The sequence below is a fragment of the Methylobacterium sp. E-025 genome (genome assembly GCF_022829705.1).
In the GTDB taxonomy this organism is placed as follows: domain Bacteria; phylum Pseudomonadota; class Alphaproteobacteria; order Rhizobiales; family Beijerinckiaceae; genus Methylobacterium.
In genome coordinates this window covers 23,834-41,853 of sequence record NZ_JAKSYR010000115.1, presented here as the reverse complement: position 1 = coordinate 41,853, position 18,020 = coordinate 23,834, and the positions used below count along the sequence as shown (strand labels likewise).

The following is an 18,020-nucleotide window of genomic DNA, read 5'->3' as shown; positions in this document are numbered from 1 at the left end:
AGATCCCGTGTCACAGTCCAGCGTCCCAGCCCATGTCCGCGCCCCTCCACCTCGACCCCGACCTGATCGAGGCCGCCGCCACCGCCGCCGCCTGGCCGTTCGAGGAGGCGCGCAAGCTCGTGGCCCGGCTGGAGCGCCGGCCGAAGCCGGAGGTGCTGTTCGAGACCGGCTACGGGCCGTCGGGGCTGCCGCATATCGGCACCTTCGGCGAGGTGGCGCGGACCTCGATGGTGCGCCACGCCTTCCGGGTGCTGACGAAGGACGCCGTGCCGACGCGGCTGATCGCGTTCTCCGACGACATGGACGGCCTGCGCAAGGTGCCCGACAACGTGCCCGAGCGCGCGATGCTGGCCCAGCACCTCAACCAGCCGCTGACCCGGGTGCCCGATCCGTTCGGCACGCATGACAGCTTCGGCGCGCACAACAACGCGGAGCTGCGCCGCTTCCTCGACGCCTTCGGCTTCGACTACGAGTTCCGCTCGGCCACCGACTGCTACCGCTCCGGCGTGTTCGACGCGGCCCTGATGCGGGTCGCGGAGCGCTACGACGCGGTGATGGCGATCATGCTGCCGTCGCTGCGCGCCGAGCGCTCGGCCTCGTATTCCCCGTTCCTGCCGCTGCACCCGGTGACCGGGGAGGTGATGCAGGTGGTGGTCGACGCGGTGCACGCGGACCGGGGAACGCTCGCCTGGCGCGACCCGAAGACCGGCGAGGCCTACGAGACCCCGATCACCGGCGGCCACGCCAAGCTGCAGTGGAAGCCCGACTGGGCGATGCGCTGGGTGGCGCTGGGCATCGACTACGAGATGGCCGGCAAGGACCTGATCGACTCGGTGAAGCTCTCCGGGCAGATCGCCCGCGCGCTCGGGGGCGAGCCGCCGGAAGGCTTCAACTACGAGCTGTTCCTCGACGAGAAGGGCCAGAAGATCTCCAAGTCGAAGGGCAACGGGCTGACCATCGACGACTGGCTCGCCTACGGCACGCCGGAGAGCCTGAGCCTGTTCATGTACAACAAGCCGCGCGAGGCCAAGCGGCTGTTCTTCGACGTGATCCCGCGGCACGTCGACGAGGTGCTGAGCTTCTCCGAGCGCTACGCCGCGCAGGACGCCAAGCTGCGCCTGGGCAACCCCGTCTGGCACATCCATGCCGGCAACCCGCCCGCGCCGGAGCGGATCGGGGAGGGCGCGCAAGGGGGGTCCAAGGGCAGCGTGAGCTTCGCGATGCTGCTCAACCTCGTGGCGGTGGCCAACGCCGAGGAGCCGGGCGTGCTCTGGGGCTTCATCCGGCGCTACGCCGCCGACGTCGGCCCCGAGACCCATCCCGGCCTCGACCGGCTCGTCGGCCACGCGCTGGCCTACTTCCGCGACTTCGTGCGCCCGGCCAAGAGCTACCGGGCGCCGAGCCCGGAGGAGCGCGCGGCCTTCGACGACCTCTCCGCGTCGCTCTCCGAGCACGACGGCTCGACCGACCCGGAGGGCTTGCAGGCGGTGGTCTACGAGGTCGGGCGGCGGCACTTCCCGGACCTGTCGGGCAAGGGCAAGAGCCCGGACGGACGGCCCGGCGTGTCGCAGGCGTGGTTCACGACGATCTACAACGTGCTGTTCGGCGAGGCCCGCGGCCCGCGCTTCGGCTCGTTCGTGGCGCTCTACGGCGTGGCGGAGACCCGCGCGCTGATCGCCAAGGCGCTGTCGGGCGAGCTGCTGGCCGAGCACGCGGCGTTCACGGCGAGCCGCGCAGCGAAATCCGCCTGACGGGCGTTCGCGGGATCGTCACGCACCGCGCGTGACGCACCACCATCGGATCGGGCGCTCGGGGGCAGGGGCATGATCGTACGGGACCTCGCCGGGCTCGAGGCCATCTACGGCGACCACCTCGCCCCGGCCTCCGTGGTGAAGGAGAGCGAGCGGATCACCGCGCACTACGCCGCGCTGATCGCGGCCTCGCCCTTCGCGATCCTCGCCACCGCCGGCCCGGAGGGGCTCGATTGCAGCCCGCGGGGCGACGGTCCGGGCTTCGTCCGGGTCGTCGACCCGCACACCCTGGTGCTGCCCGACCGCCGCGGCAACAACCGGATCGACAGCCTGCGCAACGTGGTGCGCGATCCGCGCGTCGCCCTGCTGTTCCTGATCCCCGGCTCGGGGACGACCTTCCGCGTGAACGGGCGGGCCGTCGTCTCGGCCGATCCGGCCCTTCTGGAAAGCTTCGCCGTCGACGGGCAGGCGCCGCGCACCGCCCTCGTGGTCACCGTCGAGCAGGCCTACTTCCAGTGCGCCCGCGCCGTCGTCCGCGCGCAGCTGTGGGATCCCGCCCGCCACGTCGAGGCGGGGACGCTGCCGAGCCCGGGGACGATCCTGGCCGCCCTGAGCGCGGGCGAGGTCGGCGGCCGCCCCTACGACGAGGCCTGGCCGGCACGCGCGGCCGCCACCCTCTGGTAGGGCGGCCGGGCGCGCTCACGCGTTCGGCACCGCCACCTTCTGGCGCAACCCCGCGATCACCGCGCGCAGGATGTCGGCGCCCGCCTCCGCGCCGGCCTTGGCGCTCATGTCGCCGCGCACCGCGTAGATGCGCTCGTGCACGAAGGCGAGCTTGGCGATCACCGCGGGCGTCAGGCGGAACGGGTAGAGGTCGGGCTGCCCCATGCTGCGGGACAGCGAGTTCACCGCGTAGGTGAGCGGCAGCCACGCCGCGATCAGCTTGTCGAGGTCGGGCGTGCGATAGGGATCGAAGTCGATCACCACCGGCTCGCTGCCGCCCCGGCGCAGCTGCGGCCGCAATTGGAGCGCGAAGGTCGAGGCGGTCTCCACCGTGTCGACGATGTGCAGGTAATGCGCCCAGGTCTCGGCGAAATCCTCCCACGGGTGGCTCGTGGCGTAGGCCGAGACGAAGGATTCCTCCCAATCGCCCGGCGCGCCGTGGGCGTAGTGGTTCTGCAGGGCGCCGACGTAGTTCAGGCTCTCGTCGCCGAACAGATCGCGGAACGTCCACAGGTGCGGGCTGTTCTGGACCAGCAGGTACCAGAAGTAATGCCCGATCTCGTGGCGGAAATGCCCGAGCAGGGTGCGGTAGTGCTCGCCGAAGCGGATCCGGCGCCGCTCGCGCTCGACGTCGTCGGCCTCGGCGATGTTCATGCTGATCAGGCCGTTGAGGTGACCCGTGAGCACCGGCGGCCCGATCAGGAAGCTCTCGGACGGGTCGACAAGGAAGTCGAAGGCGAGCCCGTCGGTGTATTGCGCACGGGTGGCCAGCGGCAGGTCGAGGCGCAGCAGCGAGTAGAACAGCCGGTGCTTGGCCGCCTCGACCTGGCGCCAGCGGGTCAGGTTCCAGGCGAGCGTCAGGTCGGGGACGACGCGGTTGTGGCGGCAGGTGACGCAGAACGTCTCGGGCGCGTCGTCCCGCACGAGCCAGTTGCAGGCCGCGTGCCGGGCGTTGGCGCAGAAGCGGTAGCGCTGGCCGGGCCGCGCGTAGGCGTGGAAGGTCTGCGCCTCGGCCGAGCCCGGATGGGCTGAGCGGACCGACGGCTCGAGCGCGGAGATCTCATGCACCTCGCAGACGTAGCCGAGGCGCCGCTGGCAGCTGTCGCAGGCCGTGCTCTCGAAGGTGAGCGGCTGGTCGCAGGCTTGGCACTGGAAGATCTTCATGGCGGGTCCCGGCGCCCGAGGCGGGCAAGCACCCTGTCGTCGAAGGCGTCGTCGGCAGTCGTCGGCGGCCGCCGCCGGGCGGACCGTCCTCGCCGCATCAAACGGGCTTGCACGGCAAAGTTCCCGGGAGGCGCGGCACGGGGAGGACGCGGCGCGCCGCCCGGAGCCGGACGCCGCATGGAAATTGCTTGCGCCCTCCCCTTTGCCGCATAAGGCGCAGACGAGGGCACCGCCGGATTCGATCCGGACGCCACCTGCTTCGCCCAGACGAGAGTGCCCGTGTCGATCAAAGCCGCCCTGCACCACGTCACGCACTACACCTACGACCGGCCGATCGCGCTCGGGCCGCAGGTGATTCGCCTGCGGCCGGCGCCGCATGCGCGCACGAAGATCCCCTCCTACACCCTCAAGGTGACCCCGGAGAACCACTTCGTGAACTGGCAGCAGGACCCGAACGGGAACTGGCTCGCCCGGCTGGTCTTCCCGGAGAAGACCAGCGAGCTGAAGATCGAGGTCGACCTCACCGCCGACATGTCGGTGATCAACCCGTTCGACTTCTTCGTCGAGGACTACGCGCAGGCCCGCCCGTTCGCCTACGCCCCCGACCTCGTCGCCGAGCTGGCGCCCTACCGCGTCCTCGACGACGCCCAGGGGCCTGAGATCGACGGCTTCCTGGCGCGCCTGCCGTCCGAGCCGAACACCGTGCTGTTCCTGGTGGCGCTGAACGCGCAGATCAGCCGCGAGGTCGCCTACGGCGTCCGGATGGAGCCGGGCGTCCAGACGCCGGCCGAGACCCTGACCCTGAAGAGCGGCTCCTGCCGCGATTCGGCCTGGCTCCTCGTCCAGGTGCTGCGCCGCATCGGCTTCGCCGCCCGCTTCGTCTCGGGCTACCTGATCCAGCTCGTGCCCGACACCACCGCGGTCGACGGCCCCGAGGGCACCAAGACCGACTTCACCGACCTGCACGCCTGGGCCGAGGTCTACCTGCCCGGCGCCGGCTGGATCGGGCTCGACGCCACCTCCGGCCTGCTCTGCGGGGAGGGGCACATCCCGCTGGCCGCCACCCCGCACTACCATTCGGCCGCGCCGATCTCGGGGCTCGCCGAGCCGGCCAAGGTCGAGTTCGGCTTCGAGATGACCGTGGCGCGCGTGGAGGAGAGCCCGCGCATCACCAAACCGTTCTCGGACGCGGTCTGGGCGGCCATGGACGCCCTCGGCGACCGGGTCGACGCCGACCTCGTCGCCCAGGACGTGCGCCTGACCATGGGCGGCGAGCCGACCTTCGTCTCGATCGACGACTTCGAGGCGCCGGAATGGAACATCGCCGCCGTCGGCCCGTCGAAGCGGGGGCTGGCCGACAAGCTGATCCGCCGCCTGCGCGACCGCTTCGCGCCGGGCGGCATGCTGCATTACGGCCAGGGCAAGTGGTATCCGGGCGAGAGCCTGCCGCGCTGGGCCTTCGCCCTGTACTGGCGCCGCGACGGCCGCCCGATCTGGCGCGACGCCGACCTGATCGCGCGGGAGGACGGCCCGAAGACGGTCGACGCCGACGCCGCGCGTCGCCTGATCGATGCGGTCGCCGGGCATTTCGGGCTGCAGGACTACGTGATGCCGGCCTACGAGGACCCGGCGCAGTGGGAGGAGAAGCGCGCGGAGCTGCCCGTCAACGTGACGACGCAGGAGGCCAAGAGCGGCTCGGTGGAATTCGATTCGCGCATCCACCGCGTCTACGAGCGGGGCCTCGGCAACCCGGCCGGCTTCGTGCTGCCGCTCGCGAGCCTGCCCACCGGCAAGGACGGCGATTCCGACCGGGTCTGGATCTCCGAGGCCTGGGATTTCCGCCGCGGCCACGCGTTCCTGGTGCCCGGCGACTCGCCGCTGGGCTTCCGCCTGCCGCTCGGCTCGCTCCCGTACGTGCCGCCGGAGCATTACCCCTACTACCAGCCGCAGGACCCGCTGGAGCCGCGCGAGCCCCTGCCCGAGGGGCATGCCCGCGAAGGAACCGGCGAAGGGACCGGCAAGCGAACGGTCAACGGCGGCGGCATCACCGGCGTCGCGGTGCGCACCGCGCTCGCCGTCGAGCCGCGCGACGGGACGCTGCGGGTGTTCATGCCGCCGACCCAGCGCGCCGACGAGTACCTCGAGCTGATCGGCGTCCTGGAGGAAGCCGCGTCGGGGCTCGGGCTCGCGATCCACGTCGAGGGCTACGAGCCGCCCTTCGACCCGCGCCTCAACGTGATCAAGGTCACCCCCGACCCGGGCGTGATCGAGATCAACGTCCACCCGGCGACCTCCTGGCGCGACGCGGTGGCGATCACCACCGACCTCTACGCCGACGCCCGCCAGACCCGGCTGGGCGCCGAGAAGTTCATGGTGGACGGGCGCCACACCGGGACGGGCGGCGGCAACCACGTGGTGATGGGCGGCGCCACGCCCGACGACTCGCCGTTCCTGCGCCGGCCCGACCTCCTGAAGAGCCTGGTGCTGTACTGGCAGCGCCACCCGGCGCTCTCGTACCTGTTCTCCGGCCTCTACATCGGCCCGACGAGCCAGGCCCCGCGCATGGACGAGGCCCGCCACGACGGCCTCTACGAGCTGGAGATCGCCCTGGCGCAGGTGCCGGGCCCGGACGAGCCCAACATCCCGCGCTGGCTCGTCGACCGGGTGTTCCGCAACATCCTCGTGGACGTCACCGGCAACACCCACCGGTCCGAAATCTGCATCGACAAGCTGTACTCGCCCGACGGGCCGACCGGGCGGCTCGGGCTGCTCGAGTTCCGCGCCTTCGAGATGCCGCCGGACCCGCGCATGAGCCTCGCGCAGCAATTGCTGCTGCGGGCGCTGGTGGCGTGGCTGTGGCGCGAGCCGCAGGTCGGCGGCTGTGTCCGCTGGGGCACGGGCCTGCACGATCGCTTCATGCTCCCGCATTTCCTCTGGGCCGACTTCCTCGACGTGCTGGAGGATCTGCGGGCCGCGGGCTACGACTTCGACCCCACGGCCTTCGAGGCGCAGGCCGCGTTCCGCTTCCCGGTCTTCGGCCGGGTCGAGCACGGCGGCGTGAAGCTCGAGCTGCGTCAGGCGCTGGAACCGTGGCACGTGATGGGCGAGGAGGGGACCAGTGCCGGCACCGTCCGCTTCGTCGACAGCTCGGTCGAGCGGCTGCAGGTCAAGGTTGAGGGCTTCGTGCCCGGCCGCCACGTCATCGCCTGCAACGGCCGGCGCCTGCCGATGACCGGCACCGGCACCGGCGGCGAAGCGGTCGCGGGCCTGCGGTTCAAGGCCTGGCAGCCGGCCTCGTCGCTGCACCCGACGATCCCCGCGCACTCGCCGCTGACCTTCGACATCCTCGACAGCTGGAGCGGGCGCGCGCTCGGCGGCTGCCGCTATCACGTCGCCCACCCCGGCGGCCGCAACTACGAGACGCATCCCGTCAACACCTACGAGGCGGAGGGGCGGCGCCTCGCCCGCTTCCAGGCCCACGGCCATACGCCGGGCAAGATCGCGATGCCGGTGCCCGAGACCAACCCCGAATTCCCGCTCACGCTCGACCTGCGCACGCCGAAGCCGACATGAGCCCGACGCTGGCGGCGGCACAGGTCACGGCAGGACGGCACGCACCGGCCGACGCGGACGCCGCGGACGAGCCGGACCGGCTCGCGCGCTGGGCCGACGGCTATCGGCCCGAACCCGGCCGGCCGGACGAATATCTCGACGCGGACGGCCGCGCGCGCGGCGCGTGGCCCCGGCTGCTCGAGCGGCTCGCGCGGCTGAGCGAGCCCGAGATCATGGCGCGCTTCGTCTCGGCGGAGCGCCACATCCGCGACACCGGCATCTCGTTCCGCATCTACGGCGACCAGCGCGAGCATGCCTGGCCGTTGGGCTCGCTGCCGCTGGTGATCGAGGCGGCCGAGTGGCGCGCCTTGAGCGCCGGGCTGATCCAGCGGGCCGAGCTGATGGAGGCGGTCCTCGCCGACGTCTACGGGCCGGGCCACCTCGTCGCCGACGGCCTCCTGCCGGCCGCCGTGGTCGCCGGCAGTCCCGAGTTCCTGCGCCCGCTGCACGGGGTCGCGCCTCCCGGCGGGCGCTGGCTCAAGCTCTACGCCGCCGATATCGGCCGCGGGCCGGACGGGGCCTGGCGTGTGCTGGCCGACCGGACGCAGGCGCCCTCCGGCCTCGGCTACGCCCTGGAGAACCGGATGGTGCTCGGCCGCACCTTCCCGGACGTGCTCGAGAGCCTGCAGGTCGAGCGCTTCCCGGCCTTCTTCCAGGCGTTCCGCGAAGGCCTGGCGGCCGGGTCCGCGCGCTCGGACCCGCGCATCTGCCTGCTGACCTCGGGGCCCTACAGCAGCACCTACGTCGAGCAGGCGGCGCTCGCGCGCTATCTCGGGCTGATGCTGGTCGAGGGCGACGACCTCGTCATGCAGGACGGGTGCCTGCACGTGCGCACCGTCTCCGGCCTGAAGCGGGCCGACGCGGTCTGGCGCCGGATCGACGGCGACTTCCTCGATCCGCTGGAGCTCAACCCGGCCTCGCGGCTCGGCATCCCCGGCGTGATCGAGGCCTTGCGCAACGGCAGCCTGGTGATGGCCAACATGCCGGGCTCCGGCGTGGTCGAGTCGGCGGCCCTCAGCCCGTATCTCGAAGGGATCGCGCAGCGCATCCTCGGCGAGGGCCTCAGGCTGAAGAGCCCGCCGGCGTGGTGGTGCGGCGATCCGGCCGGTCTCGCCCACGTTCGGGACAATCTCGACGCGATGACGCTGCGCCCGGCCGCCACCCCGCAGCGCGGGGCGGGGCGCGACGCGATCCTCGGGCCGCAGGCGCTGGCCGCCGAGCGCGAGCGGGTGATCGCGGCCTTCCACGACCGGCCGTTCGACTTCGTCGGCCAAGACCTCGGGCCGCTCTCGACCATGCCGGCCTGGGAGCGGACCGACCGGGGCCTGCACCTCGTCCCCCGCCCCTTCGCGCTGCGCGTGTTCGCCGCCCGCACCCCCGACGGCTGGCGGGTGATGCCCGGCGGCTTCTGCCGGGTCTCGGAGCGCGAGAACGTCGACCCGATCGAGATGCGCCTCGGCATCCGCTCGGCCGACGTCTGGATCCTCTCGGAGAACCCGGTCGACACGCGCCATCTCGGGCAGCAGGCCACGCCGCGGGTCCGGCGCATCTCCGGGCACCTGCCCTCGCGGGCGGCCGACGGCCTGTTCTGGTTCGGCCGCTACGTCGAGCGGGCCGAGGCGGTGATCCGCCTCGTGCTGGCGCACCTGCGCAGCGTCGGCGACGCCGTCGTCACCGACATCTCCGGCGACACCGCGGCGCCGACCGCGCTCCGCATCCGCGCGCTCTTGGAGGAATGGGGGGCGGCCAGCTCCGCCGACATGCCGACGGCGGCACTGGCGCAGGAGGCCCTGGTCGGGCGCGAGGTCCACGGCTCCGCCCGCGCCCACGTGATCTCGGCCCGCACCAACGCGGCGACCCTGCGCGCCCGGCTCTCGGGCGAGGCGTGGCGGGTGCTCGCCGACCTGATCGACCTGCTCTCGCTGGACACCGCCCGGGCGTTCACCGAGTCGCAGCTGCTCGGCCGGGCCGAGCGGGCGCTGAGCCACATCGCGGCGCTCTCGGGCCTGACGCACGAGAACATGAACCGCGCCGCCGGCTGGCACTTCGTCGATCTCGGGCGGCGGATCGAGCGGGCGATCAACACCTGCGCCTTCACGCTGGCCTTCGGCCACGACGAGGCCGGGGCCGACTGCCTCGGCGTCCTGCTCTCCCTCGCCGATTCGCAGGTTACCTACGGCGCGCGCTACATGCAGGGCGTGGCCCTCGACCCCGTGCGCGACATGGTGCTCCTCGACCCCTACAACCCGCGCTCGGTCGCGTTCCAGGCGGAGGCGATCGGCCGGCACCTGGCCGAGCTGCCGGCGCTCTCGGCCGACGGCATCCCCGAGCCGCATTGCCGGCTGGCCGCGCGGATCGTGGCGACCCTGCGCAGCGGCGAGGCCGCCGACTTCGACGGCGTCGGCCTGGCGCGGATCGAGGACGACCTGGAGCGGCTCGCCGACACCATCGCCGGCCGCTACTTCCCGAACGGGCCGCACGCCCTGCGGCCCGAGAAGCTGGCGGGCCTGGCGTGATCTACACGCTGCGCCACGTCACCACCTACACCTACGCGAAACCGGTCAGCTTCGCGCGCTGCTCCCTGCGCCTGAAGCCCGCCGACGGCGAGGGCCAGAGCGTGCTCGAGAGCGCGGTGACGATCGACCCGAGCCCGGCGACCGCGGTGATCCGGCGCGACTATTTCGGCATCGAGACCGTCGGCATCACCCTGGACGCGCCGCACACCCGGTTCCAGGTCGAGGCGCTGTCGAAGGTGCGGGTCGAGCGCGGGCCGCTGCCGGCGCCCGAATCCGGCCGCAGCTGGGAGGCGGCGCGGATGGCGGCGATCGCGTCCCGCGATCTCGGGGCCGACGCGCCGGTCCACTTCCTGTTCCCGAGCGCCCGGGTGCCGCTGCTGCCGGCGGTGACCGACTACGCCCGGGCGAGCTTCTCGCCCGGGCGCAGCGCCTACGGCGCCGCCTTCGACCTGATGGCGCGCATCCGCGCCGACTTCCGCTTCGACGCGAAGGCCACCGACGTGCACACGCCGCTGGCCGAGGCCTTCGCCCTGCGCGCCGGCGTCTGCCAGGATTTCGCCCACGTGATGATCGCCGGGCTTCGCGGCATCGGGCTGCCCGCGGCCTATGTCAGCGGGTATCTCCGCACGATCCCGCCGGCCGGGCGGCCGCGGCTTCGCGGCGCGGATGCGAGCCACGCCTGGGTCGCGGTCTGGTGCGGCGACGGCTGGCTCGGCCTCGACCCGACCAACGGCATCGGGGTTCGCGACGACCACATCGTCGTCGCCCGCGGGCGCGACTACGGCGACGTCTCGCCCGTCGACGGCATCGTCAGCGGCTCGGGCAAGCAGAAGCTCAAGGTCGAGGTCGACGTCATCCCGCAGGACGAGCAGGACGAGATCGGGGCGCTGGCCCTCGTCGGCTGAGCGCGGTCGCGATCAGCGGCCCGGATCGAGCTGCAGGGTGAAGCGCTGCCGCGGGTCGCGCCGGAACGACAGCAGGTCGGCCATCGTCGCGAGATGCGCGCGCAGCCGCAGGGCCGCGGCGCCGATCCGCGGATGCGTCGACAGGGCCCGCATCCGAGCGGCGATGCCCGCGACTGCCGCGGCCGCCTTGCCGGAGACGGCGTCGGGCATCCGGCCCGCCGCGCGGCGCAGGTCGGCGCGCGGGCGCGCGGGCCCCGCCCGCTCGGGCGCCGCCACGGGCACGTAGAGCGCCTCGAAGAACGACAGGTCGAGGATGGACGCGCCGTCCGCGTCGGTGACCGCCATCACCGCGTTCAGCAGGCGCGGCTCGCCGCCGTGCTGGACGACGAGGCGGCGGATGATGGTGCGCGCCACCGCGCGCGCCTCGCCGGCGTCCCGGACGAGCTGGCCGGTGCGCTCCGGCAGGTAGGCGTCGTCGAGGCGGATGTTGAAGAACGCGTGGATCATGATCGAACGCCCCGTTCCTGATTGGGTGGGCCGGCGGGCCCGTGCGACGGCGTCAAGCGGCCTGGGCGCCGGGGTCGACGGCGTCCACGGGCGCGGCGAGCCGCGGGTGGAAGGCGTCGGCCAGGCGCTCGAGGCGATGGGCCATGTCCCGCACCTCGTTGAGGGCGATGGACTTCTGGCCCTCCTTCACCGCGCGCGTGATGTCGCTGATCTGCGTCGTCGCGATGCGCTTCAGCTCGGTCGCGAGCTGGTCCTTGGTCATCATCGGCTTTCGGATCCCGAATGCTGGTCGCGGGACACCGTGGCGCGGCGTCCCTTACCGATCGGTTTCCCATCCCGGCGGGTCGTTGGATAAGCGGTGGACAAGTCGGCCGGCGACGGCGCGCACGACCGGCCGCGCCGCGCCGCCGACCCGTTCGGGTCGGCGGCGCGGCCGGCGTCGATTCCGTCGCCGGCCGGTCAGGCCGTGCGGTGCTGCGGGTCGAGGCGCTCGGCGAGGCCGAAGCCGACCCGGACGAGGAGAGCCTCGAGGGTCGCCTTCATCTCCGGCGTGCCGGCCTCCTCGATCAGGCCGTGCGCCTCGATGCAGATCTCGGCGAGGCGCTCCATCGGGTTGTCGGGTTCGGTGGAAGCGGGAAGGGTCTGTCGTGTCATCGGTTCGTTCGCGGGTTGGCGTCGATCGGGGTCCGGCGGCATCGCGCCGGAACGGATGGGGTCAGCTCGCCAGGCGCTGCGGCAGGGCGGGGCGCGCGGTCAGCACGGAGGCGGCGTCGTTGCGGGTCTCGCGCAGGCGCCGGAGCGTGCGCACGTCGAAGGCCGCGACCACGGCGAGGGTGTCCTCGCCGGCGATCCGGCAGGGCAGGCCGAGGGGGGTCACCCGGAAATGCAGCTGCACGAGGCGCAGCAGCCAGAGCGGGTTCATCTCGATGACGATCGACTCGATCCCGCTCTCGAGACCCCACTCGACGATGCCGGCCAGGAGCGCGCTTCCGACCGGGCTCAGGATGCGGCCGCGGTCGCGCACGTCGCGCTGCACGGCGTAGCGGGTCCACTCCCAGACCCGCGCGCTCCGGGGCGCGGGGACCTCGCAGAGCTCCGGCAGGACTTCGGTGAGCAGGTAGGGGCGGGTGGTCGGCAGCATGCGCTGGTAGCCGACGACGCGGTCGCCCTGCATCGCGAGCATGTGGACGGCGTGGCCGTCGTCGAACTGGTCGATCTCGCGTCCGTCGGGCTTGGCGAGGTCGTGCCAGCCCTTCTCCTCGACGAAGACTTGATGACGCAGGCGATAGGCCTGCTCCATGGCATCGCGGTAACGATCGATGTTCTCGGGCGTGACGATATGGATCAAAGCGGCCTCCATTGGATGGCCGGCAGTATCGTCTCTAAGTATTCGTCCGAAAGTACGCGTTCGCGTACCATTCTCGACTGCGAACCTGCGGAACTTGACTGGATCCGGTCAATCCGCGCGAGCATCCCCGCGCGCGCGCACGCCGGACGAAGCATGCTTTCGACGAAGCGGTCTTCGAGGTCGGAGGCGCGCGGCGCCTACTTGAGGAACCCGCGCCGGAATCCTTCCGCGACGGCGTGCGTCCGGCTCGCGGTCCCGAGCTTGGTCCGGATCGAGCGCAGGTGCTTCTCGGCGCCGTGCTCGGAGATCGACATCAGCTCGCCGATCTCCCACTCGGTCTTGCCGTCGGCGGCCCATTGCAGGGCCTCGCGCTCGCGCGGCGTCAGCCGGACCTCCGGCCGCGGCGGCCCTTCGCTCAGCACGATCGAGCGGCCGAAGGCGTAGCTCGCCACGAGCTGCAGCATGCCGCGCAGCTCCGGCGAGGGATCGAACCGCTCGGCCCCGAAGCTGAACCCCGCGATGCGCCCGTCGAGGGTGATCAGCGGCACGGTGAAGCCCTGGCGCAGGCGGAAGTCGCCGGCCTCCTCCATCACCCGCCGGGCGGCCGCGTCGGCGCGGTATTCCGGCTCGATGTCGGACCACCGGAACGCGGTCAGGTCCGTGGTCAGGCGCTGGATGGTCGGGTCGCGGAACAGGTGGCCGGCCTTGAAGTAGCGGTCGGTCCAGCCGGCCGGCGTGCTGTCGAGCAGGACGTGGGCCGCCTGGTCGCGCCGGCTGGTGCCGGGCATCGGGATGATGCCGGCGAACGTGCTCTCCACGCCGAGCTTGGACACGGCGGACAGCAGCGTGCGATTCAGATCGCCGACGGAGCCGGCCCGGTCGAACGCCTGGAACAGGCCGTAGGTGACGTCGATCGCCTTCGTGATCATGTGTTGCGCAGCCGTTTCGCAGGAGCCGTCCGACGGAGCCGGCCGTCGTCTTCCGTACGCGAACTGGGTCGCCATCCCACCATGCGGCTGGACAGACACCATCCTGCCCTGTTTATAGGGGATTGAAAGTTTATTCTAGGTTGTATAACGAGACGCACGACGTGAGGAGTCCGACGTGGACGACGGCCGGAACAACGGATCGGACCGATCCGAACGGGCGCGGATCCTGCTGGGGAAGATCGCGGAGCTCCTTCGTGTCGACACGGCGTTCTTCCTCTCGCCGCGTTCCGGCGCGCCGGGCTCCGACGCGGACCCCGCCGAGTTGCTGCGCCTGTTCCAATCGATCGGCGATCCGGACCTTCGACGCTCGGTGATCGCCATGCTCAAGGACCTCGAGGCGAAGGACGATACGCGCCGCGACTCCTGAGAGCCGCAGGGCGGCGCGGCGGACCCCGCGTCCTCGCGCCCGATTGCCCTCCGGCGCGCCCGGATGATCTCTGGACGGCGTGTTCCACACCCCCGAGGCCCGCGTGTCCCGAATTTCGATCCCGTCCCGAGCGGGCATTCGCCCCATTCTGCGTCACCTTGCCTCACGTCTCGTCGTTCCGCTTCTCGCGCTCGCTTCGGGGAGCGCGCCGGCCGCGGCGCTCGAGGGCGGTGCCGCGGGCCGGTCGGGCGATGCGCTCGCGCAGGCCACCGTCGGGCTCGGGACCGTGACCGCGCCCGAGGACGGCCTGCACCTCTCGCGCTGCACCGGCGTCCTGATCGCATCCGACCTGATCCTCACGGCGGCCCATTGCGTCAACGGCGATCCGCTCGGCTCGCTCGTGGTGTTCTTCCGCGGCAGCGAGCCGGTGAAGCCGGTCCGCACCGCCCGGGTGATCGCGCGCTACAGCCCGGATCCCGGTCAGATGACCTCGAACGTCGTCGACGCCGACCTGAACAGCCTCTCGCTCGACCTCGCCGTGCTGCGGCTCGCCGAGCCGGTGCGCGACCGCGTGCCGGTGCCGCTCGCCACCGACCCGAGCCGGGTGCCGAGGAGCCTGCGGGTCGCCGGGACCGGCGTGTCGGGCCGGGTGGTCGGCCGGCTGCGCACCGCGATCCTGACGCCCGTCGCCGCGTCGAGCACCGGGCTGACGATCGCCAGCGTGAACGGCGGCCGCGTCTGCTTCGGCGATTCCGGCGGCCCCGTGGTGGGGCAGGACCGGCGCGGCGTGTTCGTCTGGGGCGTGGCGAGCGCGGTGCTGTCGCGGCAGGCCCCGTGCGGGAGCCTCGTCGTGATCGCGCCGGCGGCGCAGGTCTTCACCAGCAGCGGGATGCGCTGACGCCGCGCCCCGGGGTTTTTCGCATCGTCCGATGCAACGCCGGGCCCGTGCCGATGTTGAACCGGCACAGCGTGCCTGCGTCGCCGTCGTGCCGAGTTCCGCCCATTCTCGATCGTGCGGGCTTCCCATGCTCTACGAACGCCTGCTCGACCTCGCCCCGGGGGCGCGGCTCGAACGCCGCCTCGCCGAGCGCGTCGCGGCCCGCCTGGTGATCGGGCTCCTCCTGAGCCTTCCCCTCTGCGCGGTCGCCGCGTTCCTCCTGGCCGCCGGTGCGATCCACGCCGTCCTGATGGGCGTCTGGGATGCGGGACGGATCGCGGGGCTGCTGATCCGGGACGCGTGCGAGCGCGCGCTCGCGCCGCCGATCACGCCGCGCTGACCGGCGGCCGCCGCCATCCGGGAACGCCCGGTCGCATCCGGGGTTGGTAGCCGCGCCGAACTGGTGCACCGCTCCCGGCCCCCTTCTGGACGACGGCACCGCTCGATGCAGGATCGCACCCCCGAGAGCACCTTCGCGCTGACCCTCGGGATCCTGCGCGAGAGCGGGCGCCTGGTCGGGCGGACCCTCGACCTTGCGCGGACCGAGATCGACGGCAACCTCCGGGCGCTGATCGGCCTGTTCGCGCTCCTGGGAACGATCCTCGTGCTGCTCGTCGCGGCGTTCTTCGTCTTCCTCGACGCGATGGTGAAGGCGCTCGCGGCGCTGATCGGCTCCGAGGTCGTGGCGGCGCTGATCGTCGCGAGCCCGTTCCTGGTCGCCGCCGGCCTGCTGGCGTCGTTCGGCCTGCGCCGCATCGCGCGCGCCACCCGGATCGAGCGCCCGAAGGCCCGCGGACGGGCCGCGCTCGCGGCCGGCGCCTGACGCGGCGCGCGCGCGGCGCGAGGCCCTGGATCACGCCCCTCGCGGCGCCCTCGAACCGCTGGTACAGGGGCGTTCCTGCAGCCACGCCGCCGGACGGCGGGAGGACATCCGTGACGTCTTGGGTTCATGTCGACACCGGTCTCGTGCCCGGCGAGAAGACCACCCTGCGCCTGATGCGGCAGGGCGACGCCTTCGCGATCACGGTCGGCAACCAGGACCTGATGCGCGACCGGCACTGCGAATCCGAGCGGGCGCTGGCGACCCTCGTCGCGGCGCGGCTTCGGGACCGGCCGAAGGCGCGCGTGCTGATCGGCGGCCTCGGCATGGGCTTCACCCTGCGCGCGGCGCTCGGCGCCTTCGGGCCGGAGGCGGAGATCGTCGTCGCAGAGCTCGTGCCCGCGGTGGTGGCGTGGGCGCGCGGGCCCCTGGCGCACCTGTTCGACGGCAGCCTCGACGATCCCCGGCTGGCCCTGCACGAGGCGGACGTGAACCGCCTGATCCAGTCCGGCCCGGCGGCGTTCGACGCGATCCTGCTCGACGTCGACAACGGCCCCGAGGGCATGGTCCGGGGCGAGAACAACCGCCTGTACGACGGCTGGGGCCTGAAGCGCGCCCATTACGCCCTGCGCCCGGGCGGCATCCTCGGCGTCTGGTCCGGCCGGCCGGACCGCAAGTTCAAGGCGCGGCTCGCCCGCTCGGGCTTCTCCGTCGAGGAGGTCCGGGTGCGCTCGCGTGCCAGCGGGGAGGGGCCGCGGAACGTCCTGTGGCTCGCCACCCGGACGGGGCCGGCGGCGGCGCCCCCCGTCCGCGCCGATGCCGTCCCGACCCCGGCCGCCTAGAGGATCCGATCCGCGTGAAAACGGGGCCGTCAGGCCCGGAACGACAGCACGGCCCGGGTGCCGATGCGGTCGGGCACGTAGCACAGGCCCGAGCGCAGGTTCGTCGCCATCGCCCGGATGATGCGCGAGCCGAGGCCCGTGCCGCGCGGCCGTCCCTCGCCCGTCCAGCCGATCCCGTCATCCTCGACGGCGAGCTCGAGGGTGTCCTCGGCCCGGCGCCGGAGCTCGACCCGGATCTCGCCGGCGGCATTCACCGGGTAGGCGTACTTGTAGGCGTTGGTCACCAGCTCGGTCACGACCACCCCGACGGAGACCGCCTTGTCGGTGGCCAGCCGCACCGGGTCGGCGCTCAGCCGGATGGCGTGATCGCGCCCCGAGGCCCGCATCGCCGCCTGCAGCTCCTCGACGAGGCTGGCGAGATAGGCGTCGAGCTCGACCGCCTCGACGTCGTCGGAGGTGTAGAGGCGGCGGTGGATGCCGGCGATGGCCGAGATCCGCGCCTGCATCTCCTCGAGCGCCGCCTTCGCGGCCGGGTCCGAGACGGCGCTGGTCTGCATGTGCGTCAGCGCCGCCACCAGGGCGAGGGAGTTGGCGACCCGGTGGTTGACCTCGCGCAGCAGCATCACGGCGTGGTCGCGCGCCGCGCGGACCTCCGCCTCGGCGCGCTCCTTGTCGCGGCGCAGGGCCTCCTGGCGCAGGGCGGTGTCGACGGCGCCGCCGAGCAGCTCGCGGAACTGGCCCTGCACGTCCTTCCAGACGTAGTCGACCGCGCCGGCCTTCAGCGCGGCGACGGCGACCCGGCTGTCCTCTGAGCCGGTGACGTAGACCACCGGCGGCGCGTCGGGCAGGGCGCGGATCGCCGGAAGCACGTCGAGCCCGGTCTGCCCGGGCATGTGGTGGTCGAGGGCGACGACGTCGATCCCGCCCCGCGCCAGCCGCTCCAGCCCGGCATCGCCGCTGGCGGCGAGCTCGACCACGTAGCCGCGCGCGCCGAGCGCGCGCTGGACCAGGCGCGCGAGCCCGGGGTCGTCGTCGATGTAGAGGATGCGGGCCGTGCCGGCCGGGTCGGCCGCGGCGGGGGGAGGGCCGGTCATGGATTCTCGGGCACCTGGATCACCGAGAAGAACAGGCCGAGCTGGCGGATGGCGTTCGCGAAGCCTTCGTAGTTCACCGGCTTGGTGATGTAGACGTTGGCGCCGAGATCGTAGCAGCGCTGCACCTCGCGGCTGTCGTCGGTGGTGGTCAGGACCACGACCGGCGAGCGCTTGGTGTGCGGGTTGGCCTTCACCTTCTCCAGGATGTCGATCCCGGTCATGTCCGGCAGGTTGAGGTCGAGCAGGATCAGCAGGTGGCGCCGGGCGCTGGCCTCGCCCGAGCCGTCCGGCCCGAGCAGGAAGGCCAGGGCCGAGGTGCCGTCGCGGAAGGGGATGATCTCGTTGTTCACGCCGGCGCGGCGGATGTTCCGCTCGATCAGCCGGGCATGGCCGTCGTCGTCCTCGATCATCACGATGCTGACGGCGTTCATGGCGGCCTCCAGGG

General features: G+C 72.6%; 18 protein-coding genes. 10 read left to right on the top strand and 8 right to left on the bottom strand.

Translation table 11 applies throughout. The annotated features are described in order from the left end of the window. The first annotated feature begins 32 nt into the window (after positions 1 to 32). Positions 33 to 1,751 carry a lysine--tRNA ligase gene (locus MKK64_RS16270; protein ID WP_243935919.1) on the top strand — a complete coding sequence of 573 codons (1,719 nt, stop codon included), beginning with the start codon at positions 33 to 35 and terminating at the stop codon, positions 1,749 to 1,751. Positions 1,752 to 1,823: 72 nt separating this feature from the next. Further along, complete coding sequence (locus MKK64_RS16265) at positions 1,824 to 2,435, top strand: pyridoxamine 5'-phosphate oxidase family protein (protein ID WP_147726591.1); 612 nt, start codon at positions 1,824 to 1,826, stop codon at positions 2,433 to 2,435. Between the two features lie 15 nt (positions 2,436 to 2,450). Here MKK64_RS16265 and MKK64_RS16260 read toward each other — a convergent pair whose 3' ends face one another. Further along, a complete protein-coding gene (locus MKK64_RS16260) occupies positions 2,451 to 3,638 on the bottom strand; it encodes a putative zinc-binding metallopeptidase (RefSeq protein ID WP_243935917.1) in 1,188 nt (395 codons plus the stop codon). 279 nt (positions 3,639 to 3,917) lie between these two features. On the opposite strand from MKK64_RS16260, the gene MKK64_RS16255 reads away from it, so the two are divergent. The 3 genes from MKK64_RS16255 to MKK64_RS16245 are packed head-to-tail and all read left to right on the top strand — an operon-like array spanning position 3,918 to position 10,671. Further along, positions 3,918 to 7,211: a DUF2126 domain-containing protein gene (locus tag MKK64_RS16255; RefSeq protein WP_243935915.1), complete on the top strand. Its 3,294-nt coding sequence runs from the start codon at positions 3,918 to 3,920 to the stop codon at positions 7,209 to 7,211. Beyond that, positions 7,208 to 9,766 (top strand): circularly permuted type 2 ATP-grasp protein, encoded by a 2,559-nt coding sequence (locus MKK64_RS16250; protein ID WP_147843104.1) that lies wholly within the window; start codon positions 7,208 to 7,210, stop codon positions 9,764 to 9,766. Before MKK64_RS16255 ends, MKK64_RS16250 begins: the two co-directional genes overlap by 4 nt. Further along, the gene (locus MKK64_RS16245) at positions 9,763 to 10,671 is read left to right on the top strand and encodes a transglutaminase family protein (protein WP_243935913.1); all 909 of its coding nucleotides are present in this window, start codon (positions 9,763 to 9,765) and stop codon (positions 10,669 to 10,671) included. The genes MKK64_RS16250 and MKK64_RS16245 overlap by 4 nt, the downstream gene beginning before the upstream one ends. Before the next feature lie 12 nt (positions 10,672 to 10,683). On the opposite strand, the gene MKK64_RS16240 is transcribed toward MKK64_RS16245, so the two are convergent. From MKK64_RS16240 to MKK64_RS16220, 5 genes are all read right to left on the bottom strand, one after another. Next, a complete protein-coding gene (locus MKK64_RS16240) occupies positions 10,684 to 11,178 on the bottom strand; it encodes a DUF6894 family protein (RefSeq protein WP_243935911.1) in 495 nt (164 codons plus the stop codon). Positions 11,179 to 11,230: 52 nt separating this feature from the next. Beyond that, positions 11,231 to 11,443, bottom strand: coding sequence for a hypothetical protein (locus MKK64_RS16235; protein WP_147728746.1), 213 nt, complete (start codon positions 11,441 to 11,443; stop codon positions 11,231 to 11,233). A 194-nt stretch (positions 11,444 to 11,637) separates the two neighbouring features. Then, positions 11,638 to 11,832 (bottom strand): hypothetical protein, encoded by a 195-nt coding sequence (locus MKK64_RS16230; RefSeq protein ID WP_147728747.1) that lies wholly within the window; start codon positions 11,830 to 11,832, stop codon positions 11,638 to 11,640. A 61-nt stretch (positions 11,833 to 11,893) separates the two neighbouring features. Beyond that, the gene (locus MKK64_RS16225) at positions 11,894 to 12,526 is read right to left on the bottom strand and encodes an acyl-homoserine-lactone synthase (RefSeq protein WP_147841676.1); all 633 of its coding nucleotides are present in this window, start codon (positions 12,524 to 12,526) and stop codon (positions 11,894 to 11,896) included. Between the two features lie 197 nt (positions 12,527 to 12,723). After that, positions 12,724 to 13,455 carry a LuxR family transcriptional regulator gene (locus MKK64_RS16220; protein ID WP_243935909.1) on the bottom strand — a complete coding sequence of 244 codons (732 nt, stop codon included), beginning with the start codon at positions 13,453 to 13,455 and terminating at the stop codon, positions 12,724 to 12,726. Between the two features lie 175 nt (positions 13,456 to 13,630). Between MKK64_RS16220 and MKK64_RS16215 the strand changes: the two genes are divergently transcribed. The 5 genes from MKK64_RS16215 (at position 13,631) to MKK64_RS16195 (ending at position 16,481) form a co-directional block, all read left to right on the top strand. Beyond that, a complete protein-coding gene (locus tag MKK64_RS16215; RefSeq protein WP_147728750.1) occupies positions 13,631 to 13,882 on the top strand; it encodes a hypothetical protein in 252 nt (83 codons plus the stop codon). A gap of 79 nt (positions 13,883 to 13,961) precedes the next feature. After that, entirely contained in the window at positions 13,962 to 14,780 is an 819-nt protein-coding gene (locus MKK64_RS16210; protein WP_243935907.1) for a trypsin-like serine protease, read from the top strand. Between the two features lie 127 nt (positions 14,781 to 14,907). Beyond that, complete coding sequence (locus MKK64_RS16205; protein ID WP_147728751.1) at positions 14,908 to 15,159, top strand: hypothetical protein; 252 nt, start codon at positions 14,908 to 14,910, stop codon at positions 15,157 to 15,159. Positions 15,160 to 15,264: 105 nt separating this feature from the next. After that, on the top strand, positions 15,265 to 15,642 hold the full coding sequence (locus MKK64_RS16200) for a phage holin family protein (protein ID WP_243933123.1): 378 nt from the start codon (positions 15,265 to 15,267) through the stop codon (positions 15,640 to 15,642). Positions 15,643 to 15,752: 110 nt separating this feature from the next. Further along, positions 15,753 to 16,481 (top strand): spermidine synthase, encoded by a 729-nt coding sequence (locus tag MKK64_RS16195; RefSeq protein ID WP_243935906.1) that lies wholly within the window; start codon positions 15,753 to 15,755, stop codon positions 16,479 to 16,481. A gap of 29 nt (positions 16,482 to 16,510) precedes the next feature. On the opposite strand, the gene MKK64_RS16190 is transcribed toward MKK64_RS16195, so the two are convergent. Further along, positions 16,511 to 17,575 (bottom strand): sensor histidine kinase, encoded by a 1,065-nt coding sequence (locus MKK64_RS16190; RefSeq protein WP_147728928.1) that lies wholly within the window; start codon positions 17,573 to 17,575, stop codon positions 16,511 to 16,513. Further along, on the bottom strand, positions 17,572 to 18,006 hold the full coding sequence (locus MKK64_RS16185) for a response regulator (protein ID WP_147728927.1): 435 nt from the start codon (positions 18,004 to 18,006) through the stop codon (positions 17,572 to 17,574). Before MKK64_RS16185 ends, MKK64_RS16190 begins: the two co-directional genes overlap by 4 nt. Positions 18,007 to 18,020 lie beyond the last annotated feature (14 nt).